We start from the raw sequence: 21,341 nt of genomic DNA on the forward strand, positions 1-21,341 counted from the left end.
AAACCGGGCGCTCACCCTCATTCACTGCCACAACAAGCAAACACTAGCGACTACATGTCGACACTCAGCTACGGAAATGACCGGATACGTCGCGAGTTGTGCGAGTGGACTCACTTTTCACGCTGGGAAGTTGACTGGCATATGCGTAATCTTGCGGCTACGGAGACGCATTACCGCAGCTCGACCATGCCGTGCACCCGACCACAGCACCGCAGAGTCCAGGACTGTGGTCCTCACACAGCGCGTTCGTACGGGGAGTCAACGTGACACACGAACACCATGGCCCCAGGCTGGCCGCTGTTCGCTTTCGGAATCGGCGCGCGGCAGCCTCGGCTCTGCTTGCACTTGCTGCGATCACCCTCGCAGCCGGCTGTTCCTCGAGCGGTGGAACCAAGGCCGACTCGTCGCCAACCCCCAGCAGCGCCCAGCCCACCGAGACCGTGTCCGCCGACGAGGCGCAAGCCCGCAAGGCCGTCATTGCCGCCTACCAGGGCATGACCGATGAGACGGTCAAGGCTTACGCGAAGTCATCCCTCGCCGGGAGCAACATCACTAAGTACGCCACGGGCAAGGCGCTGCGGGACGTGAAGGATGCCGTGTTCATCGACATGCGAAACGGCATCGTCAGCAAAGGCGAGCCCAAGGTCATCGCGGGCGAGGACGACGTCAGCCTCGGCCCGGGCGGCGGCGAGGCTCAGCGCGCGACGCTGCATGTCTGTTTTGACATGAACACTTGGGAGCCGATCAACAAGAGGACCGGCAAGAGCGTTTCGCCTCCCGATCAAGTCAAGCGCTACATCATCACCGCGCACCTCCAGAAGCAGGCTAACCAGTGGCGAGTCACTGATGAGAAGGCCAACAAGGAGAGGCCATGCTGATTCGACGTGCTGCTGCGGGCGCCGTCGTGGCGACTTTCGCCCTCTTGGCTTCGGGGCAAACGGTTGCTTACGCAGGCGGGGGCAAGGTGGTGTGCGACCAGACCGGCCGCTGCCGCGTCGTTGCGGACGACACGCAGGCCACGCCCGGCAAAGGCGGCGATGGCAAGCAGGCCTCAGACGGCGGCGGCTCGACGAAGAAGCCCAAGTGCTACGACAGCAACATGATCAGTGACACCCAAGTCCCTTGTCATTTAGACGGGCTCGGCGACTGGGTGAACGGCATGAACTGCTACTTCCAGGTGGCCAAGCCGCAGCCCCCTGCGGGCGATCCCCGATGGGAAGGACACGATTCGAAGGACGGCGCCGTCTACGACGCCTACTGCCCGGACAACCCCAACCGGACCGCCCAATGGTTCGCCCAGCCGCCAGGCGGCGGCGCGGCCGTCGACCCGGAGGTGCTGGCTCGCGAGGCCGTGAAGAAGATGCGGCTGCTGGGCCCGGACATTGCCAGCCCGCGGGCGGCCGGAAAGTACACGGTGGGTGTGCCGATGTGGATGTGGGTCAGCCGGAGCGCGACGACGTACGGGCCTCAGTCCGCGTCGGCATCTGCCGGCGCAGTCACTGTGACGGCCACGGCCGAGGTCTCTCAGATTGTCTGGGAGATGGGCGACGGCGCCACCGTGACGTGTCACGGCCCCGGCACGGTCTACCGGGCTTCCGCTGGTATGGCAGAGTCCCCGACCTGCGGGCACGTGTACTCCAAGACATCGGCTACTGCATCGGGCGGCGAGTACCGGCTCACCGCGACATCGACGTGGACGATCAACTGGACAGTCACCGCTGGCGGAGGCGGGCAGACCGGCCAGCTCACCCAGACCCAGCAGTCCCAGATGCAGGTGGCGGTCGGCGAAGTCCAGGTCGTCAGGTAACGCCGCCGGAAGGACAGAACGGTGAGCAAGACGCAAGTAGACACAGCCCCGAACGGTGTCCCTCAGCAGGGACGAGTGGCTGGGCCCGTGGCCCCGCCCCGGGTGTCGGCTCGTAGGCGACGACCAGGCGTCATCGCCTTGTCGCTGGCGCTGATCGCCGCCGGTGGCGCTGGAGTTGCCGTCCTTTTGCTGCAGGTTGGCAACCGCACGGATGTGGTGACCGTGGTCCGCGACGTCCAGGTGGGCCAAGTCCTCACCGAGGACGACCTGGGCAAGGCATCCGTCGCCCTGGACCCGGCCGTCAAGGCGGTACGCGTCGACGACCTCAGGTCAGTGGTGGGCAAGCGGGCCGCCGTGGAGCTCAAGCCCGGCTCCCTACTCGCTCCCTCGCAGGTGACCAAGGACAACCTGGTGAAGGCCGGTGAGCAGTTGGTGCCGATCGGCCTGGAGCCCAAGCAGATTCCTGCCACCGCGCTGGTGCCGGGCCAGAAGGTTGAGCTGGTGCATGTTCCGGCTCAGGGTTCGACGGACACTGGTGAGAAGTCCGATGCCGCACCGCAGACGATCGACGGCCGGGTTGTGAAGGCCTCCAGTGCTGCTCCTGGCACAGGAATCGTGGTCGTCGACGTGGCCACCTCCGCCACGGACGGTCCCACGGCGGCCGCTTGGGTGTCGGCTGGCACCTTGCGCATGGTCCTCGCCGCCCCGGACGGTGGCTGATGGCTGTCATCGCACTGGCAGGCTGCAGTGGTGCGCCAGGTGTGACCACGAGTGCTCTCGCCTTGTTGTTGTCCTGGCCGCTGGAGCCGGGCCGGCGGATGATCCTGGCCGAGTGCGACCCCGACGGCAGCGCTGTACTGCACGGTCTGTTGCAGGGCACGCTCGGCGACCGGTATGGGCTGCGCAACCTTTCCGTCGCTGCGCGGCAGGGCGAACTCGGCGACGCGTTCTTCCGTCAGCTGATCGACCTGAGCAGCGACGAAGGGAAGAAGGAGTCGCCGCGCGACCGGCTGCTGCTGCCGGGTATCACCGATCCCGCGCAGGCAGCGAGCCTGGGCTCCGTGTGGAAGGCCCTGGGCGTCATCTTCCGCGGCATCGAGGCCGAGCACGGGCACGACGTTCTGATCGACCTCGGTCGCCGGGGGGCGTTCGGCCCGTCCGGTGTCCTGGCCGAGCAGGCCGACGCCGTGTTCGTGGTGGTGCGCAACACCCTGCGCTGTCTGCAGGCAGCCGAGGGGCGGGTTCGCGCGCTGGAAGAGCGGGTCGGTGACGTCAGCGTGCTGATGATCAATGAGGGCCCGTATCCTGCGGGTGAGGTGCAGCGCGTGCTGCAGGTGCCGGTGGTCGCGACGCTGCCGTACGCGCCGAAGGACGCCAAGGTGCTGTCCGACGGCGCGGAACGGCCGCGCCACTTCACCAAGTCACCGCTGATGAAGGCCGCCCGGACGGGCAGCACCTTGCTGGTCCAGCGGGCGGTAACGCGTCGGGCCCGCCTCGATCCGGGCGGCGTGCACGCCGCGGAGGGTGAGGTGACCCGTGCGCGGTAGACCTCTGCACACCGATCCGACAGTGGCGCCGCCGCCCGGCCGCCCCCAGCAGGCGTGGCCGCACCAGGCAAACGGCACCCCCGCCCCTGCCGGCGCCGCGTCGAGTACCCACGCGCTCGGCACCACAGCGCCTCAGGTCACCGTCGACTACAAGGTCGCCAGGCACATCGCGGCGCAGGTCGCCAAGCAGCGCGAGGAGCTGCTGAAGACCACGCCCGACATGGATCGGGCAAGCGAAGAGCAGCGCTGCCTGGACTGGATCAACGAGGCGGTCGCGCTCTGGTCGGACGCGCAGGCGATGGCGCCGCAGGAGGACGAAGCCCTGCGCCGTGCCGTCTACGACCTTCTCTTCCGTGCCGGCAGGTTGCAGCCGTATCTGGACGATGACCGGGTCGAGGACATCATCATCCAGGGCCCGAAGGAGGTGTGGCTCGACTACGGCGACGGTGAACGCCGCATGGTCGGGCCGATCGCCGACTCCGAAGAGGAACTCCTGGAACTGCTGCGGGAGCTGGCCCGCGATTCCGGGCACAACGAACGCACCATCTCCACGGCAAACCCCACCCTCGCTCTGTCCCTGCAGGACGGCTCCCGCCTGCAGGCCATCACCGGACTCGGACCGATGACCTACGCGGTCATCCGCCGGCACCGCATCTCCCACGCCGACCTGGACGACCTGGTCCGGCTGGGCACGATCGACCCGATCCTGCGGGAGTTTTTGGGCGCGTGCGTGCGCGCGGAGAAGAACATCATGATCGCGGGGAAGCAGAAGGCCGGGAAGACGACGCTGCTGCGGGCGATGCTCAAGGAATTCGACCCCGAGACGCGGTTTGCCACCATCCAGACCGAGGACGAGCTGTTCGCCCACCAAAACGGCTACCACCGGCAGGTGGTGTCTCTGGTCGGGCGGGAGTCCAACGGGGAGAAGGACGTCACCGGGCGTGGCGCCGGCGAGGTCACGCTCCTGGACCTGATGCATCCGGCGCTGCGGATGTCGCTGGAGCGGATCGTGGTCGGTGAGGTCCGCGGCCCGGAGGTCGTCGCGATGATGCAGGCGCTGACGAACGGCTCGGGCGGCAATCTGTGCACCATCCACGCCCGGCGCCCGGACATCATCTTCGACCGGATCGCCGAGCTGTATGCGCTGGCCCAGGACAATCTATCCGAGCAGCTGGCCTACCGGCAGACGGCGAACGGTCTGGACTTCATCGTGTACGTCGACATGACGGACGAGACGCAGATCGGCGGCCGCCGCCACCGCTACGTTTCCCACGTCCTGGAGCTGACCGGAATCGGCGAGTCGGGCCGTCCCGCCACCAACGAAGTCTTCGCCCCAGGCGGCGAGTTCGGGGAGCTGCGGGCAGTGCCGCGGATGGATCCGGGTTGTGTGGACGACCTGCGGCGTGTCGGTTTCGACTCGTCGTTGCTGCAGCAGCCCTATGGATCCTGGCAGGCGCCTCTGCCGCTGAAGGTGGGGGCCGGGCGATGATCCTGCTGTTCGGGCTGCTGTCTGGCATGGCCGTCATCGGCGGGCTGGTCGGTGTCGTGGCCGGGTTCGTGGGCACGACGGCACCGCGACGGGCCCCGCTGCGGCAGCGGTGGCGGTCTTGGGGCACCAGAAAGGACCAGAGCGAGGATGTTCGGCTGCGTCGGCGGACTCTCGCCGCCGCAGGGGTCGTGGTCTTCGTGGGCGTGTGGCTGGTCTCCGGGAACTTCGTAGGCGGTGCGCTGCTGGGCGCGGCCGTCATCGGCGTGCCCTGGCTGATCACCCCGGCGCAAATGGCGCAGGAACGCATCGGCCAGCTGGAGGGCTTGAGTGAGTGGACCCAGCGGCTGGCCGGCCTCCTGCGCCTGGGCATGGGTCTGGAACAGGCGATGATCACCAGCCGTCAGGGCGCTCCGGAGGAACTGTCCCCGCAGATCGTCAACCTGTCCGACCGGCTGCGCTTGGGGTGGCGGCCGGAGTTGGCGCTGCGCTCGTTCGCCGATGAACTGGACGATGTCACTTCGGACAAGGTGGTCGCCGCGCTCGTCCTGTCGGTCAACGACCGTGGCCCGGGCCTGGCCCAGGCGCTGGAGGACTTGGCGGGGACGGTCCGCGACGAAGTCGCGAAGAAGCGCGCCATCGAGGCCGACCGGGCCAAGCCGCGGACCACGGTGCGCTGGATGACCATCATCACCGTGGGTGTCGTGGTGGCCGGGTTCTTCGTGCCGTCCTATACCAAGCCGTACTCCACGCTGCTGGGACAGTTGGTGCTGGCCTTTCTGACAGCCGGGTTCATCGCAGTCCTCGCTCTGATGCGGCAGCTGGGCTCCTTCCGCCGCCTCCCGCGTTTCTTGATCGCCGACCCGTCCAGCACAGTCCGCCTGCCTGCGCCCGCGACGGAGCCTGATGTCCCGGTCGCTGGCCGCGAGCCGGAAGGAATCAGCTCGTGAATCTGCTTCCTGTCGTCCTGAGCGGCGGTACGGTCGGCGCCGGCCTGGCTGTGCTGGTGCGGGAACTCCTACGTCCCCAGCCCGCATTGGGGCCGGCCCTCGCGCGCAGCGCCCCGGCCACTCTGACCATGCCCGAACCGGAGTTGGACCGCGAGGAAGTGTGGGGGCGGTGGCTGCTGGCCCGCCTCGAGCGCCTGCCCGGTGTCCGGATCCCCAGCACCAACCTGGCCCTGCTCGGGCAGGGGCCGGGCCAGTTCATGCTCAAGAAGACGGCTCTTGCCGCTCTCGGCCTGCTCTGCCCGGTGATCGCGACGATTCCATGGATCATCGCGGGCGTCTCCCTGCCGTTCTACGTTCCCGCCGGGGTCGGACTCCTCATCGCGGGACTGCTGTTCATCACGCCCGATCTCGCGGTGCGTGACCAGGCCAAGCGGGCGCGGGAGGAGTTCGCGCACGCTCTGTCCGCCTACCTGGACCTGGTCGCGCTCAAGCGGGCCGCCGACGCCGGCCCTGCGGAGGCACTGGAGAAGGCGGCCGAGGTCGGCCGCGGATGGCCCTTCCTCTATCTGCAGGCGGCGCTGCGCCGGGCCCGGCTGGAGAAGATCCCGCCGTACCAGGCGCTCACGGAGCTCTCCGCCGAGTACGACCTGCCCGTTCTGGACGACGTCGCCGACATCATGCGCGGCAGCGCGACCGACGGAGCCGCCGTCTACAAGGCGCTGCGGGCACGTACGGCCGCCCTCAACGCCGAGTTGCTCGCCGACCAAGCCGCGGAGGCCAACGCCGCCAGCGAGAAGATGACCGCTCCGGGAGCGCTGCTCGCCGTCCTGGTCATGCTTCTGATGGCTTTTCCTGCAGTCATCCGCATGCTCACCGTCTAGACCATCTCGACTTACTGAACCGCTGAAGGAGCAAGGAGTACCGATCATGAAGCACACCGCAGCCCGTACCTACCGTGCGGTGCACTGGGCGACCACTCGTCTGCAGGAGAGCCTGGAGGAGGCCAAGCGGCGACCGGACCGCGGGGACATCAGCACCACGACCGTCATCATCTGGGTCGCCGCTGTCACCGGCGCGGTACTGATCGCCGGGACCATCGCCATCGTGATCGCCAAGTACAACGGCAAGCTCAATGGACTGTGACCGATGACGATTCGTCCCGAGCGGCTGACCGATTGGTGGCAGGGGCGACGATGGCGCGACGATCACGGTGACACCAGCATCCAGATGGCGATCATCTTTCCGTTCGTGCTGCTCGCCACGGTCGCCGTCATCCAAGCCTCCATGTGGTACTACGCCCGGCAGATCGCGCTGACCGCTGCCCGTGAGGGAGCCACCGCGGCGCGCGCCTACCAGGCGAGTGCGGCCGACGGTGCCGCGCAGGCGCGGAGCGTGCTGGAGCGCAGCGCGGGAGACAGCCTGGGCAACTACAGCGTGTCCGCCAGCAGCGACGGTCAGCGTGTCCAGGTACGGGTGTCGGGAACGGCGATGTCCATGATCCCGGGGGTTTCCTGCCTGCATGTCACCCAGTCGGCGTCCGGGGCCGTGGAGCGCTGGACGGTCATCGGCCGTTAGTTCGTGATTTCTGAAGGGTGGATTGCGGCGAACCCACGGAAAGGGGTGCCACTGATGGCTATTGGATCATTGAGTTCGCGAACTCGACCGGTGTTGGGCCGTGTCGCGTTCGAAGAGTCGGCGCACTTCGGGGTTCTCGAGGGAGCTGGTGTAGCGGACCGCGCCGGGAATGCTCATGTCGAAGAGGTCGCAGACGCGTCGGAGATCTCCGTCAGTGGCGAGCACTTCGTCGAGGATCCGGTCTTCGCGCAGATGCCTCGGGGTCATACCCAAGAGGCGGTGGAACCACATCGGTCCTACTGGGTCGGTGCGTGGGGCGGTCTGCAGGTTGATGATCAGGTGCGGGTTGAGAGTGCGGGGCCAACGCCGCTGCCGGTGGTCGAGGTATGCGGTCAGCCGCTGTTGAACCGGGCGGGCCAGCGGAATGTCTCGCTCGTCGAGGTGCAGTCGGCCGTCGTGGATGTCGGCCAGGTGCAGGCGGCGGATCTGTCCCGGCATCAGCGCGTGGAAGACCAGCAGTGCGGAGACGAGGGCGGCTGTGGGGTGCGAGCTGTCCAGACGTTCGCGTACGACCACGGGTGCCAGGGGCAGCGGGTCGCGGCCCTCGGCCCTGAGGGTGCGGAGGCGGGCGGTGGGGTTGGTGAACACGACCTTGCTTGCTTTGAGGATGCGGAAGAGCGAGCGAAGTCCCTGGCTCTGATGCGAGCGGTCGGTGCCGCTGTGGGGAAGCACGTCCAGCACGTGCTCTCGGGTGATCTCCCTCAGGGTCGTGTGGCCCGTCGCGGCCCACTGCTCGAGCGCGGGCAAGGACCACAGAAGCAGAAGACGGATGGTCTTGTGGTCGCGAGGCTGGCTGCGCGGAGGGGTGCTGCTGCCGTTCAGCAGGATGTCGAACCAGGTCCGCAGTTCCTCAGCCATGGGGGCGGGCAGACCGGCGGTCTTCCGGTCGAACCACGGCACCACGGCGGAGACGAGGTCGTCCTCCAGGAGGCCGACGGCCGCCAGGACCCTGCCGATCTGAGCAGCGGGCAGTCTGATCGAGGAGAGGGCCTGGACGTCCTGGGCCCGGATCGGTGCGCCGGGCGTGTCCTGGGTGCCCAGCAGGATCCGGATGCCGTGACGGACGCGGTTGGTGGGGCTCTTCGTCCAGCCGTGCTGTGCCGCCCGCTGAAGGGTGAAGTGGTCGAGGAAGGCTGCCGCGCCGAGGTCAGGTGGCTCGGGAAAGGAACGGCGAAGGCCTGTGGCGAGGTCGCGCGGGAGATCGAACAGAACCGTCTGCCGGTGCTCCACCGGTACCGGGTGGGCGAGGGTGACAGCGGCTGTAGAGCGTGGGCCCGCCGCGCGGAGGTTGCGGGTGGGCAGGGCGAAGTACAGCTGCTGGCCGTGCCGGTTGGCTTCGGCGGCCGGGAAGTACTTCGCGTGGCGTCGGACGCGTTCAGCGACGGTCTGCCGCCAGCACAGCCGGCATGTTCCGCCCGGTTTGGTGGGGCGGCGGTGTTCACAGAACGGGCAGGTGGCGACCGGGTAGTGCTCGGGCCGTGCGCGCCACGAAGTGCAGCCCTTGCACAGCCAGTTGCCGCGCCGGGTCACGCCCCAGGCATGGCAGTCCCGGCAGGAGCCCGGCGGCTGGGGAGCGAAGTGGTGGCAGAGCCGGCACAGGCCGCTGGAGTAGTAGTCGCGGTCCGATCCACAGTCCCGGCAGCGCGGCGGGACGTGCGGACCATCAGGCATGCAGTCGTAGCAGAGGTCGGACCGGCTGGTGGCGACCGGCTTGGTGCGGCATCCCGGACAGATGCGCGGGTGGTTGCGCGTCATGCCGGGGGCGCCGAGCGGTTGCGCCCGAACCGCGGCGTGATCACCGGCCCGCCCACTGCCTCGGCGGGCTGTGCCGGTTTGCGGGCCGCGACTTTGTCCGGTTCGCAGATAAGCAGGTCGGTGGGGCTGCATTCCAGGACGGCGCAGAGCACGTCGAGGTCATCGAGCCGGATGGTCGTCGGAGTACCGGTCCACAGCGCCGACATCTTGCCGGCGCTGATCTCCAGGCCGGCTTCGGAGAGCCGGCGGCGCAGTTCGGTGGACTTCCAGATGCCCTGTTCGGCTGCTCTCATGCGAAGTTGCCAGCGCATCGGGTCACCTCGCCTCTCCGCAGAACCGGGCGGTGACGCGCTCGTTGGCGTCCTCCCAGGCCCGCTCGATGTGGTCGTTATGGACGTGAATGTAACGAGTCGTGGTGGCGAGCCATTCATGGCCAAGGAGTTCCTGGATGGCCTTGAGATCGAGGCCGCGCAGGTAGAGCGAGGACGCGCAGTAGTGCCGCAGCCCGTGTGGGGTGAGTCGGTCGTTCCACTCCGGCAGCCAGGTCGCCACGGCCTGGGCCAGGCCAGAGCGGAGTGCGTCGTCACCCACTCGGGTGCAGTATCCGGTGAGGGGGTCGCGGCGCTCACTGGGCAGCAGCGGTGCGTCCGAGCGCTGCCAGTCGTCGCCGAACTGGTGACGGATGTCGGTCAGCCACCAGTTCATGAGCGAGTCGATGGAGTTGATCGCGGACACGAACCGGGTCTTCGGTCCGCGTCCGCGGCTGCCTTTGCCGTACCGGACGTGCAGTTTGCCGTGGGATCCCAGGTCGGGACGCCAGTCCCGGATGTCGAGCATGACGGTTTCATTGATCCGCAGCCCTCCGCGGCGCCACAGGGACGCAGCGAAGTAGTTCCGCGCGGCCGGGAGGAACTTGCGGACACCGGGGAGTGTGGCGCCCCAGTTCGTGAAGAGATGCTCCACTTCCGGATCGGTCGGCGGCACTCGTACCGAATCGCCGCCGATCCGCGCCGGCCGGTTGAACTCGTCGATCGGCTGGACCAGCGCGTGCCCAGTCAGGGCGTGGATGTCGCCTTGATAGCGCAGCAGGAGGAAGTCGTAGAGTCCGGCGATGGCCAGCGCCTTCTTCTGCACCGTCGACTTGGCCAGGGCCCGATCTCTTCGCTGGTAGGCCAGGAAGCGGTCTGCGTCAGCAGGCTGGGCCGTCCATACCGAGCGTCCCAGGAACCGCAGAAACTCGAAGATCATCCCGCGCTCGCCTGCGATGGTGCTGTCGGCCCATCCCGCTCCGACCATCGCCAGCGCGTACTGATCCACCAGTTCCTGCTCGAAGTCCTCTCGCTCCTGTTCCGAGCGCAGCTCGCGTCCGGAGCCGATCGAACGGACAACCGCCAGCGCCATGGGTTCCTCAGTTCACTCGGAACGTCTGTACGCCAGGCTTTTCCACTTTCCTTCAAGAATCATGACGAAAGGTCGAGATCTTGCGGCAACGGGGTGAACCGCCTCTGGCCTGGGAAGCAGCTCCACCGGGGAACTCCTGGGCAGCAAGAACTCACGGCAGTAGCGGCACCGGGAGGGTGAACCAAGTGCACACTACAACCCATTGGGATCGCAGGCTTCGCAGCGATGCCGGCAGCGCAGCGATCGAAACGGCCATCATCCTGCCGTTGCTGATCATGTTCCTGTGTCTGGCGATCGCCGGCGGCCGTATCGTCACCTCCGGCGCGAAGATCGACTCTGCGGCCCAGGACGCGGCCCGGGAAGCCTCCATCCACCGCACGGCCGGCTCCGCGCAGAGCGCCGCCCAGGCGGCGGCCGCCGAATCCCTGAGCGATCAGGGCATCGCCTGCGCGTCGACGTCCGTCCGGATCGATACCGGTGGATTGAGCGTGCCGGTAGGCCAGGTCGGCACAGTGAGCGTGACTGTGATGTGCAGCGTGCATCTGTCGGATCTCCTGCTGCCCGGCGTGCCCGGGACCCGAAGGCTCGTCTCAACGGCTACGTCAGTAGTGGACCAGTACCGGGAGCAGAGCGACTGATGGTCTTCTGGCGCAACGGGCAGAGCACTGCCCTGTGGGATGACCGGGGCGGGGTCACGGTGTTCGTCGCCGTGTGCGTGATGGCGCTGATCGGCATCATCGGCGTTGCCGTCGATGGCGGCAGCACCATGCGCGCCATCGAGCGCGCCGACTACGTCGCCGGTGAGGCCGCCCGAGCCGGTGGGCAGGCCATCGACCCCGCCGAGGCCATCAGCGGCGACGCGATCGTCGTGGATCCGCAGGACGCGCAGGCCGCGGCCCAGGCGTACCTGCGCTCGGCCGGCACCACCGGCACCGTCAGCGTGTCCGGCGACGGCAAGACCCTCAGCGTCCATGTCACCGGCACGTACGACACGAAGTTCTTGTCGGTGGTCGGGATCGGCTCGCTGTCGGTATCCGGCCAGGGCAGGGCCACGCTCCTGCATGGCGTCACCGTTCCCGAAGGAAACTGATGCGCACCCGCCATTCCTCTGCCGCGACTGTGGGCCGCACCCTGGTCCGTGTCGTCAAGGCCGTGCTGAGCCTGATCGTTCTGGCCGCCGCGGTCGCGGGGCTGCCGCTGTTGCTGGTCTGGGTGACTCCGGTCATGTGGGCTGCCACCCACGACGACCTCACGCACCTGTTGGACCGGCAGGACACCGGGGCGGCCTTCCTGTTGTTGCTCGTCGCGGTGGGCTGGATCGGGTGGCTGCAGTTCAGTTTCTGCGCGGCACGGGAGCTTGTCGCACAACTGCGGGGCCGCAGCTGGCACGCTCCGCGAGGGATGGGCGCCTCGCAGCGCGCCGCGGCCCTGCTCATCGGCAGCATCCTGGTACTGCTGCCGACGAGTTCGGCCCTGGCCTCCGACGCCCAGGCCGCACCAGCAACAACGGCGCCCAGCACGCCCGGCAAAGCCCAAGCCTCACAGAGCGCCAATGCCGGTCAGGCCTCGCCAGCCTCCACGGTGAGCACGTCGGCGTACCGCACGTCGTACACGGTGCGCGAGACACGGCCTGCTGACAGCCTGTGGGGCATCGCCGAACGGGAGTTGGGCGACGGCGAGCGGTGGCGGGAGATCGCGAACCTGAACGAGGGCCGCGTCATGCCCGATGGCCAGGTCTTCCGCGCGAACAGCTTCCTGCAGCCTGGCTGGCGGATAGAGATGCCAGATACCGCTGCTTTTGCAGGAGGGGTCCGTACGCAGTTGGGGGACGGCCCTCCGGCCTCTGCCGGCAAAAGCGAGCACGCCGTCACGGCCCACTCGGGCGACTACCTGTCGAAGATCGCGGAGGAGAAGCTCGGCGACGGCGACAAGTGGCCCGAGCTGTTCAAGGCCAGCGAGGGAATGCCGCAGCCGCACGGCCTGCCCGAGATCACGGATCCGGATGTCATCTACGCAGGGCAGCAGATCACTGTTCCCGGCGCTCAGCCTGACCGGCAGGCTCCGCCACGAGACACCGGCGACAGCGATGACGCGGGCAGTCAACAGAGCACTCCTCCCCCGGCCACCCAGGCGCCGGACGGCGGGCAGCAGCCGGGCGATGACACGAGCGACGTGCAGCCGCCCCCGCCGACGTCGTCTCCTGCCCGTACACCGAGCAGCCGTCCCGCCGGGCATCCCGGCCAGGAGCATGCTCCTTCCGCGACGGCTTCAGCGCCTCCACAGCCCACAAGCACCGCCTCCTCTGCTGTCTCACCGTCGGCGTCGGATGAGCAGTCCGGCATCGATGGCTCCTCCCCAGCCGCCACGGCGTCCCAGACGCCGGCGTCGGCTCCCGCCGACGGCCCGCTGGTGCTGCGCACTGTGCTGGGCGCCGGGGCGCTGCTGGCCGCTGCTGTCACCGGCGCTCTCGCCTTGCGAAGGGCGCTGCAGCGTCGCCGCCGCAAGCCGGGCGAGAAGATCGCCATGGCGTCGGAGACTTCTCCGGCGGAGGCAAAGTTGGCGGCGGCCGCCGAACCGGGCGGCGCCGCCCGCCTGGACAGGGTTTTGAGGACCCTGTCCCACCGCGCGGCCCAGCAGGAGGGTGCCACGGTCCTGCCACCGCTGCGGGCTGCTCGGATCGGTACCCGCACGGTAGAGGTGCTGCCCGAGGAGATGGTCCAGAAGCCGCAGGCGCCCTTCGTCTCCGGGAAGGGCGGTTGGTGGGTCCTGGACTCCGACGCCGCCGTCCTGGACGAGGAGGCCGCCCGCGAAGTGCCGGCGCCGTATCCGGGACTCGTCACGATCGGCAGCACCGAAGCAGGGGACCTTCTGCTACTCAACCTCGCCCGCGTGCCAGCCGTTCTGCTGGACGGCAATCCGGTGCACATCACCGAGGCGTGCACCTCGCTCGCCCTGGAACTCGGGATGAGTCCGTGGGCGAGCGAAGTCGAGATCGTGACGGTGGGCTTCGGCGAGGACCTGCCGCAACTCCTGCCCACCACGCGGATCGCCCACATGCGGCAGGCCACGCACGCGCTGCGCGACCTGAGCGAACGGCTGCTTGAGGCCCACCAGATGCCCGAGACCAGTCACCAGCCCTATGTGCTGCTCTGTGCATCCTCTCTGGACCCGGACACGGCTTGGGAATTTGCCGACGTCATCGACAAGGCCGGGACCATTCCCATCACCCTCATCGCCCCGGCCAGTACAGCTGCCGCGCACTTCCCCGAGGCGGAGATCCTCAACGTCTCGCTCAGCACACCGCAGCAACTCGCCTCCGTGGCCGCCGAGATCACCATTCAGCGCTTGGAGCACGCCGCCTACCTCCAGATCACCACCGCGTTGAAGGTGTCCGCGCAGCCGGCGCACCCGGCCGAGGGACCGTGGCAGGACGTCCCGGACGAGCCCGCCATGGTGCACCAGCCCGAGCACACGCAGCCCCACGAGCCGGCCGCACTCGCGACCAGGGCGGGCCCGAGCCCCTCGGTGACGCCGGCAGCAGACGTGAGCAACGACGTCTTCCCCGCCCTGCTTGCCGCCACCACCGACCCCACCGGACTTCGTCTCCTGTCCACCGCCGCACCGGTACCTCAGGCGGAGGAGAACCCCGCGCCGGTGACCGAGACTCCGGTGGCCCCTGCCGCAGGGGGTCCAGAGCCCAAGGAGACTGACGCCGAGCACGCCGCGGAGGAGGCCTCAGCGTCGGAGGCGGAAGCGGGGGCCAATGATCGGGAGGCTCATGACCTGCAAGCGCCGGAGATCCGAGTTCTGGGCCCGGTCGAGGTGACGGGGGTGGACAGCACCGGCCACGGCCCACGGATGGCACAGCTCGCTACGCTCTTGTTCTTCCGGCCCGGGCGGAGCGCGGACGCCGTGTGCTCCGACATGGATCCCGTCAGCCCATGGGGACTGAGCACCCTCAACGCCCGGATGCAGGGCCTGCGCCGTTCCCTGGGCAGCGATCCCGCCGGCAACCCCTACGTGCCGCGCCGCAAGTCCGGCGAGGACCCCTACCGGCTCTCCCCCGGCGTGAGGTCCGACTGGAGCCGCTTCCTTCAACTCGTCGAACGCGCTCTGCCGCTGGGACCGTCCGGCCTGACCGATCTGGAGAAGGCGCTCACCCTGGTCCGCGGCAGGCCGTTCGGGGGCACGCCGCTGCCCTGGGCCGAGCCGTATCAGCAGGAGATGATCACGCGGATCATCGACGTAACGCACACCGTAGCCACATACCGCACCCCTGCGGGCCCGCACCACGATCTCAGCGCGGCCCGTCAGGCCGTCGCGACCGGCCTCGACGTCGACGACACGGCAGAGCTGTTGTATCGGGACTGGCTCAGGATCGAGTATGCCGCCGGGAACCGGCAGGGACTGCATACCGCCATCACCCGCGTCCAGCAGGTCAACCGGGCGCTGGACTGCTCACTGGAGACGGAAACCGAACAGCTCATCCAGGATGTGCTGGACGGCTCGGGCACGCCAACGCACAAGGTCCGGTAGCCGGCATGAGCACAGAGATCCCAACAGCCCGGCACTCTCGAGTGCACCCCAGAATGCACGACTGCAGCCGAACCGCAGCACCACACCATAACGAAGCAGGAAAGGGGTCGGCGTGGCCGCGCCCGTCAAGCTGACTCGGATGCACCGCATTCTCATCGGCGTGGTCGTGGCCGGCGCGGTCGTCATCGCCGGCATCGGCTTCGCGGGTTCGTACGCGGCGGTCCGCGAGCTGGCCCTGAAGAAGGGCTTCGGGAACTTCTCGTACGTCTTCCCGATCGGCATCGACGCGTGTATCTGCGTCCTGCTCGCGCTGGACCTGCTGCTGACGTGGATCAGGATCCCCTTCCCGCTGCTGCGCCAGACGGCGTGGCTGCTGACGGCGGCGACGATCGCGTTCAACGGCGCGGCGGCCTGGCCCGACCCCCTCGGCGTGGGCATGCACGCGGTGATCCCGATCCTGTTCGTGGTCTCCGTCGAGGCGGCCCGGCACGCGATCGGCCGGATCGCCGACATCACCGCCGACAAGCACATGGAGGGCGTCCGCCTCACCCGCTGGCTCCTCTCCCCGTTGCCGACCTTCCTGCTGTGGCGCCGGATGAAGCTGTGGGAGCTGCGCTCCTACGACCAGGTCATCAAGCTCGAGCAGGAACGCCTCGTCTACCAGGCCCGGCTTAGGGCTCAGTGTGATTTAACGTCTGCGGGTTCGGGAGTGTCGGCGGGTGGGCTGATGGTGTAGTTCCACTGGCCGTGGGTTTCGTGACGGGTCAGCGGGAGGGCCTTCATGGCCTTGTCGCTGATCTTGATGCCTGTGGGGTAGACACCGGTGTCCAGGGCCGCGGACACGGTCAGGCCGGTCTCGGTCGTCGTCGCACCGATCAGGGAAACGGCGGCCTCGTGGCTGGTCAGTGGTGTCCCGCGCCAGTTCATGGTGATTGCGGAGAACAGCCGGTGCTCTATGCGATTCCACTTCGAAGTACCCGGCGGCAGGTGCAGCACGGTGATCGACAGGCCGGTCTCGGCGGCGAGGGCAGCCAGCCCGGTCTTCCAGGCCCGTAGTCGGCTGCCGTTGGATCCGCCGCTGTCCGCGGTGATCGTCAGTGTCGTGGCCTGCGGATATGCGGCCCGGCCGACGTTGTTCCACCAGGTCCGCAGGGTGTTCACGGCGAACGCGGCGGTGTCGTGATCCATGCCGACGCTGACCCAGCCGGCGTTGGCGCCGATGTCGTAGACGCCGTAGGGATGGCTTTGCCGGCCGGTCCGGGGAAGTCGTGGACGTTGACCTTCACCGGGTCCCCAGGCGGTCGCCATTCCTTGCCGACGTTCTTGAAGTTCCCGATCAGTTCCTTTTCTTGCAGTCCACGGACACGACGGGCTGTCCGGCAGCGAGGGCCGCCCTGACCTGATCGTTGAGGTAGCGGAACTGGGCGTCGCGGTCGGGGTGCTGCTTGCCCTCGACGGTTTTGGCGTTGCCCTGCAAGGAGTAGCCGGCCTCGTGCAGCAGTCGGGCCACGACGTTCTCGGTGCACCGGTGTCCCCGATTGACCAGCTCGGCAACCAGGTGCGACAGCGATTTCGTGGTCCAGCGCAGCGGGTTCATCGGATCACCACGAGTCTCCGGCTCGACCAGGGCATCCAGGTCCACGGCCAGTTGCGGGTCCAGGACCTCGGCCCGTCTGCGGCCGCCTCCCGGCCCCGGGACCGCCCGACCGCCAGCGGCTGCGGATCGTCCAGTTCCCCGCGGCCCCGTCGGATCGTGTCCTGGGACACCCCGGTCGCCTCACAGACGATCCGTGCACCGCCGCCACCCAGCTCACGAGCCTCGTTGCCGAGCCACAACCGTCGCTGCCGCTCGGTCAGGTGATCCCGGATCGCCTCGTAGCGCCGGGCCAGGGACTCCATATCGATCGGCATAGCAGGAAACGTACGCGCCGCGCGACTGATTCATAACTTGTTTCGCTACGAGCCCTTAGCTCCCGCTTCGGCCGGGCATGGCGGCGCAAGGCCCCGGTGGAATCCCTCATGCCGCTGCGCCTGGCAGCCCGCTACGGCATCCCCTTGACACAGGGGGCCCCAGCCGGCCCCGCCGCCATCCAATCAGTGGTCCCACACACCGTCCGGCAGACCGCGGACGCCATCCGGGTGGAAGACAGAGCGCTGAAAACCGTGACAGACGGCAGAAACCTGAATGAGGACGCCGCGAACCAGGCCACCAGTGCCAGCCCGAAGGTGGCGCCCTCCGACGGCGAGGCACCAACCGACCAGTGGAGGGTCTTGCCTGATAGCCAGTACGGCATCACCACCACCGCAGATGCGCCATCTCCCCCGCAACAACAGCCCCTGCCCCAGGACCTTGAACTCCAAGATCTCTTCGCGCCTCAATCAGTGGAAGCCCTCGCAGTGGATGAATTATCGCCCGCCAACTACCCCCAGTCGGCAGACGCCCACAGCATCCACACCCCAGCCCTGCACCCACGGAAGGCCGTCAAGCATCGATCGCCCCTCCACGACGCCGCACCCGACCCAGCCGGGCAAGAGGGGCCACCCCGCGATCAGGGCAGCCTGACCGCATCCGACCGCTACTACCTGGCATGGATGGAATACCAGAACGCCAAAGACAACGAGCCCACCGACGAGGAGCTGTCCGCCTACTGCGCGCAGAAAGGACTCCTCGGCCGCGGTGGCAAACCCATCAGCCCTGCCAACCTCCGCCGGCATTTCCTCCAGTGGAGGATCTACAACGTCTGGGCCCAACAGCGCCGGCGCACCCCCGCTCCCACACCCACAGACGTTGCGCATTCCTGCACCAGCCAAGGGATCACCGCCCAGTACAACCGGCCCATCACCTCCGCCCACATCGCCGAGTGGTCACCCGACTTCGAGCGACGATGGCAAGCGCTCACGCAGTCATGACGGCACACCGCACACGCCATCGCCCACGGCGACGCAAACATCCAGCGATCCCGGCTCCGAGCACTGCAAGAACGCCGACGCGGTCTGTGCGTGGAAGAAGGTCGGCTGGAATAGCTCACCGCTGGCCGACGGCTCTGTGACTGGAGTGCCCGGTGGTGTTCCGGCCACCGAACCGGGCGATGTGGGGAGGCCTCTTCGGGCCTGTGCAACGGCTCTACCGCCCCTGTCGCACGTACCCTTCGTGGTATCCACGGCGTCACATAGCGGGCGCCGAACCACTGGAGGCAACACCTCGTGCTCAGGTCACCTACAAGGTCGAGGCGACCCGTGTCGAGCAGCGCACCGACTTCGACAAGCTGATCGTCGACGTCGAGACCAAGCAGGCCATGCGTCCCCGTGACGCCATGGCGTCGGCCGGCAAGACCCTGGTCGAGCTGTTCGGTCTGGCGCGTGAGCTCAACATCGACGCCGAGGGCATCGACATGGGCCCCTCGCCCACGGACGCCGCCCTGGCCGCCGATCTCGCGCTGCCGATCGAGGAGCTCGAGCTCACCGTCCGGTCGTACAACTGCCTCAAGCGTGAGGGCATCCACTCCGTGGGTGAACTCGCCGCCCGCTCCGAGGCCGACCTGCTGGACATCCGCAACTTCGGTGCGAAGTCCATCGACGAGGTCAAGGCGAAGCTGGCCGGCATGGGCCTGGCCCTCAAGGACAGCCCGCCCGGATTCGACCCGACCGCCGCGGCGGACGCGTTCGGCGCCGACGACGACGCGGACGCGGGCTTCGTGGAGACCGAACAGTACTGAGGCACTGCACGACAGCCGGACTCCCCGGCTCCCCGACCACACACGACACCCGGGCATCAGATGGTCAGCAGAGCGAAAGCAGAATCGAGGTCGTGCTGGGGGGTGGCAGCCGCATGGTTGGCTCCATGATCGGTGGCTGGATGCCCCAGCGGAAGTGCTGCTCCAAGCTGTCCCCCCTCCGCACTCTCGTCAGGCTGACGCGAAAAAGGCGATCTTGTTTTCCTCTCCGGATCGGTCTGAGATCCTGGAGACCGATCGAGAGGGGCCGCAGGTATGGAGTGGAAGACCCACGGTGAACGACAGATCTACACCAATCCTTGGGTAAATCTGTGTCTGGTCGACGTCCAACAGCCTGACGGGCGCAGGTGGGAATACCACGTCGTCCGCCTCCGGCACCTGGCCGTGGCTGCCGTCGTCAACGACCACCAAGAAGTGCTGATGATGTGGCGGCACCGCTTCATCACGGACGCATGGGCCTGGGAGTTGCCAATGGGCCTGGTCGAGGAGGGCGAGACTCCTGAAGCGGCTGCGGCCCGCGAAGTCCTGGAGGAGACGGGCTGGCGTCCCGGTCCCATCAAGCCGTTGATTTACGCCGAGCCGGCCAACGGCATCACGGACTCGCAACATCACGTGTTCCGGGCGGACGGGGCGACTTACGACGGCCCGCCCACGGAGAAGAACGAGTCCGACCGCATCGAATGGATTCCGCTCAGCGAAATACGCGGGATGATCGACCGCCGAGAGATCGTAAGCAGCGGATCTCTTGTCGGCCTCCTGTACGTGCTCATGGATGAAGCGATCCACTGACGGGTGGCAGGAGTTCCCGTAGCCGCGCCTCGAAGGCGAGGGCTACGGGCTCTTGCCTGTGTGGGGCCAACTGGTCATAGAACTCCCTAAAGTGGCCTGACACTCGCTCCGAAGCCACAGCCGATGCTGATTCCAGAGCTTGCGTCGCGGTGTGGCACGCCTGATCGAGCTTTCCTTGGTCAAGCTGTGTGCGAGCCAGCCAAAAGGCGTGGAACGCGCGGCCGCGCTGATTGGCGCGAGCTTCCCGACGTAAGGCGTCCGCAATCAACGGTTCAGCCATCGCAGCCTCGCCCAGTCGGCCATGGGCAATGCCAGTATCCACGATGAGTTTCGGCTCGTCGAAGTAGGCAACCCACACCGGATCCGGGTCGCTCGCCTGGATCTGCTCGAACTGACGGTGTGCTTCCCTGATCGCCCGGTGAGTGGATGTTTGGCTGCCGAGCGTGGCATGGGCGAAGGCTTCCCGCATAGAGAGCATCGACCGGACGCGCGGGGTGGTGTCGCTCGCCGAGCGGGCCTGGTCTTGGGCGGCGGTCACGAGTGCCAGGGAGTCCGCGGGCTTGTCCTGATAGGTCGCCTGCAAGCTCATACAGGCGAGGACGTTGGCCATGAACTGACGGTCGTCGATGGTCTTCGCGAGTTGCAGGGCCTTGGCAAAGTAGGTGCGCGCCTGATTGTATTGACGGGCGTCGAAGTGAATCCAGTCAGTGAGGCGTGCGAGCTCGGCCGCGATTTCGTACAGGCCGTTCTGGATGGCCGGAGGGCGATTCTCTTTCAGAAGGCCGACCACATGGCGAAGCTGACCAACGACGGCCGGCCTAACTGGCTCTAACAAAAGTTGTCGATCAGGTGACTGTTGGCTTGTCTGCTCGTTGGTCTGGTCGTGGGGAAACGCCAGTCGCGACCGTGGATCGTGTCGGATGAACTCTGGTCACTCATCGAGCCGTTGCTGCCCGAGCCGGCGCCGAAGCAGGTCGAGGGCAGACCTCGAGTGCCGGACCGCCAGGCCCTGTGCGGGATCCTCTTCGTCCTGCATACCGGGATCCAGTGGGAGTACCTGCCCCAGGAGCTGGGCTTCGGCTCGGGGATGACCTGCTGGCGGCGCCTGGCGGCCTGGAACGAGGCCGGCGTCTGGGACCAGCTGCACGTGCTGCTGCTGGAGAAACTGCGGTCGAAGAACCAGCTGGACTGGTCGAGGGCGGTGATCGATTCCTCGCACGTTCGCGCGGCCCGACGGGGCCCAAAAGCGGACCCAGCCCGGTCGACCGCGCACGTCCGGGCAGCAAGCACCACCTCATCGTCGACGGACAGGGCATCCCGCTCGCGGTGTCACTGACCGGCGGAAACCGCAACGACGTCACCCAACTCGAGCCCCTGCTGGACAAGATCCCGGCCGTCGCGGGCCGGGCCGGCAGACCGCGCCGACGGCCGGACGCGCTGCTGGCCGACCGCGGCTACGACCACGACAAGTACCGGCGCCTGCTCTGGCAGCGAGGGATCCGCCCCGTGATCGCGAAGCGAGGCGAGCCGCACGGCACCGGTCTGGGCATCTTCCGCTACGTCGTCGAGCGCACGATCGCCTGGCTCCATGGCTTTCGCCGCCTGCGCATCCGCTGGGAGCGACGCGACGACATCCACGAAGCGTTCCTCGGGCTCGCCGTCTGCCTGATCACCCACCGCCACGTCCAACGCCTTTGTTAG

The 21,341-nt window shown here is 67.7% G+C and carries 18 protein-coding genes and 4 pseudogenes; 17 read left to right on the top strand and 5 right to left on the bottom strand.

Annotated features, from left to right (window positions below; all coding sequences use genetic code 11):
* Window positions 1-263 precede the first annotated feature (263 nt).
* The 9 genes from OG985_RS00180 to OG985_RS00220 all read left to right on the top strand — a co-directional run bounded on the left by OG985_RS00180 (window position 264) and on the right by OG985_RS00220 (window position 7,365).
* On the top strand, window positions 264-878 hold the full coding sequence (locus tag OG985_RS00180; protein WP_371666380.1) for a hypothetical protein: 615 nt from the start codon (window positions 264-266) through the stop codon (window positions 876-878).
* The gene (locus tag OG985_RS00185) at window positions 872-1,807 is read left to right on the top strand and encodes an ATP/GTP-binding protein (RefSeq protein ID WP_371666381.1); all 936 of its coding nucleotides are present in this window, start codon (window positions 872-874) and stop codon (window positions 1,805-1,807) included. The genes OG985_RS00180 and OG985_RS00185 overlap by 7 nt, the downstream gene beginning before the upstream one ends.
* A gap of 75 nt (window positions 1,808-1,882) precedes the next feature.
* Window positions 1,883-2,527 carry an SAF domain-containing protein gene (locus tag OG985_RS00190; protein ID WP_371666382.1) on the top strand — a complete coding sequence of 215 codons (645 nt, stop codon included), beginning with the start codon at window positions 1,883-1,885 and terminating at the stop codon, window positions 2,525-2,527.
* Entirely contained in the window at window positions 2,527-3,354 is an 828-nt protein-coding gene (locus OG985_RS00195) for a hypothetical protein (protein ID WP_371674199.1), read from the top strand. Before OG985_RS00190 ends, OG985_RS00195 begins: the two co-directional genes overlap by 1 nt.
* Window positions 3,344-4,843 carry a CpaF family protein gene (locus tag OG985_RS00200; protein ID WP_371666383.1) on the top strand — a complete coding sequence of 500 codons (1,500 nt, stop codon included), beginning with the start codon at window positions 3,344-3,346 and terminating at the stop codon, window positions 4,841-4,843. Before OG985_RS00195 ends, OG985_RS00200 begins: the two co-directional genes overlap by 11 nt.
* Window positions 4,840-5,790, top strand: a complete 951-nt coding sequence (locus OG985_RS00205) for a type II secretion system F family protein (protein WP_371666384.1) — start codon at window positions 4,840-4,842, stop codon at window positions 5,788-5,790. The genes OG985_RS00200 and OG985_RS00205 overlap by 4 nt, the downstream gene beginning before the upstream one ends.
* Window positions 5,787-6,671, top strand: coding sequence for a type II secretion system F family protein (locus OG985_RS00210; RefSeq protein ID WP_371666385.1), 885 nt, complete (start codon window positions 5,787-5,789; stop codon window positions 6,669-6,671). The genes OG985_RS00205 and OG985_RS00210 overlap by 4 nt, the downstream gene beginning before the upstream one ends.
* Before the next feature lie 46 nt (window positions 6,672-6,717).
* Window positions 6,718-6,933, top strand: a complete 216-nt coding sequence (locus tag OG985_RS00215; RefSeq protein WP_371666386.1) for a hypothetical protein — start codon at window positions 6,718-6,720, stop codon at window positions 6,931-6,933.
* Between the two features lie 3 nt (window positions 6,934-6,936).
* A complete protein-coding gene (locus OG985_RS00220; RefSeq protein ID WP_371666387.1) occupies window positions 6,937-7,365 on the top strand; it encodes a TadE family protein in 429 nt (142 codons plus the stop codon).
* A gap of 66 nt (window positions 7,366-7,431) precedes the next feature.
* Here the strand turns inward: OG985_RS00220 and OG985_RS00225 are convergent, their stop codons facing one another.
* The 3 genes from OG985_RS00225 to OG985_RS00235 are packed head-to-tail and all read right to left on the bottom strand — an operon-like array spanning window position 7,432 to window position 10,581.
* On the bottom strand, window positions 7,432-9,180 hold the full coding sequence (locus tag OG985_RS00225) for a hypothetical protein (protein ID WP_371666388.1): 1,749 nt from the start codon (window positions 9,178-9,180) through the stop codon (window positions 7,432-7,434).
* Window positions 9,177-9,491, bottom strand: coding sequence for a helix-turn-helix transcriptional regulator (locus OG985_RS00230; RefSeq protein ID WP_143612431.1), 315 nt, complete (start codon window positions 9,489-9,491; stop codon window positions 9,177-9,179). Before OG985_RS00230 ends, OG985_RS00225 begins: the two co-directional genes overlap by 4 nt.
* Before the next feature lie 4 nt (window positions 9,492-9,495).
* Window positions 9,496-10,581 carry a tyrosine-type recombinase/integrase gene (locus tag OG985_RS00235; protein WP_144316336.1) on the bottom strand — a complete coding sequence of 362 codons (1,086 nt, stop codon included), beginning with the start codon at window positions 10,579-10,581 and terminating at the stop codon, window positions 9,496-9,498.
* A gap of 185 nt (window positions 10,582-10,766) precedes the next feature.
* Here OG985_RS00235 and OG985_RS00240 point away from each other — a divergent pair, with 185 nt between their 5' ends.
* The 4 genes and pseudogenes from OG985_RS00240 to OG985_RS00255 form a co-directional block, all read left to right on the top strand.
* A complete protein-coding gene (locus OG985_RS00240) occupies window positions 10,767-11,219 on the top strand; it encodes a TadE/TadG family type IV pilus assembly protein (protein ID WP_371666389.1) in 453 nt (150 codons plus the stop codon).
* Window positions 11,219-11,671, top strand: coding sequence for a TadE/TadG family type IV pilus assembly protein (locus tag OG985_RS00245; RefSeq protein WP_371666390.1), 453 nt, complete (start codon window positions 11,219-11,221; stop codon window positions 11,669-11,671). The genes OG985_RS00240 and OG985_RS00245 overlap by 1 nt, the downstream gene beginning before the upstream one ends.
* Window positions 11,671-15,117 (top strand): hypothetical protein, encoded by a 3,447-nt coding sequence (locus OG985_RS00250; RefSeq protein WP_371666391.1) that lies wholly within the window; start codon window positions 11,671-11,673, stop codon window positions 15,115-15,117. Before OG985_RS00245 ends, OG985_RS00250 begins: the two co-directional genes overlap by 1 nt.
* Window positions 15,118-15,229: 112 nt before the next feature.
* Window positions 15,230-15,799: pseudogene (locus OG985_RS00255) on the top strand (DUF2637 domain-containing protein); the annotation flags it as partial.
* Here the strand turns inward: OG985_RS00255 and OG985_RS00260 are convergent.
* Window positions 15,796-17,028 (bottom strand): annotated as a pseudogene (locus tag OG985_RS00260) (ISAzo13 family transposase). The pseudogenes OG985_RS00255 and OG985_RS00260 overlap by 4 nt on opposite strands.
* 108 nt (window positions 17,029-17,136) lie before the next feature.
* On the opposite strand from OG985_RS00260, the gene OG985_RS00265 reads away from it, so the two are divergent.
* The 3 genes and pseudogenes from OG985_RS00265 (at window position 17,137) to OG985_RS00275 (ending at window position 19,640) form a co-directional block, all read left to right on the top strand.
* Window positions 17,137-18,027 carry a hypothetical protein gene (locus tag OG985_RS00265; RefSeq protein ID WP_371666392.1) on the top strand — a complete coding sequence of 297 codons (891 nt, stop codon included), beginning with the start codon at window positions 17,137-17,139 and terminating at the stop codon, window positions 18,025-18,027.
* 287 nt (window positions 18,028-18,314) lie between these two features.
* Window positions 18,315-18,833 (top strand): annotated as a pseudogene (locus OG985_RS00270) (DNA-directed RNA polymerase subunit alpha C-terminal domain-containing protein); the annotation flags it as partial.
* 273 nt (window positions 18,834-19,106) lie between these two features.
* On the top strand, window positions 19,107-19,640 hold the full coding sequence (locus OG985_RS00275; RefSeq protein WP_371666393.1) for an NUDIX hydrolase: 534 nt from the start codon (window positions 19,107-19,109) through the stop codon (window positions 19,638-19,640).
* On the opposite strand, the pseudogene OG985_RS00280 reads toward OG985_RS00275, so the two are convergent.
* Window positions 19,618-20,469, bottom strand: a pseudogene (locus OG985_RS00280) (hypothetical protein); the annotation flags it as partial. The gene OG985_RS00275 and the pseudogene OG985_RS00280 sit on opposite strands and share 23 nt — an antisense overlap.
* A gap of 54 nt (window positions 20,470-20,523) precedes the next feature.
* On the opposite strand from OG985_RS00280, the gene OG985_RS00285 reads away from it, so the two are divergent.
* Window positions 20,524-21,341 (top strand): IS5 family transposase gene (locus OG985_RS00285; RefSeq protein ID WP_371666394.1). Its coding sequence is split into 2 segments (ribosomal slippage): window positions 20,524-20,875 and window positions 20,875-21,341, totalling 819 coding nucleotides; the frame shifts between segments, so codons are not numbered across the junction.

The organism is Streptomyces sp. NBC_00289, from assembly GCF_041435115.1.
In the GTDB taxonomy this organism is placed as follows: Bacteria; Actinomycetota; Actinomycetes; order Streptomycetales; family Streptomycetaceae; genus Streptomyces.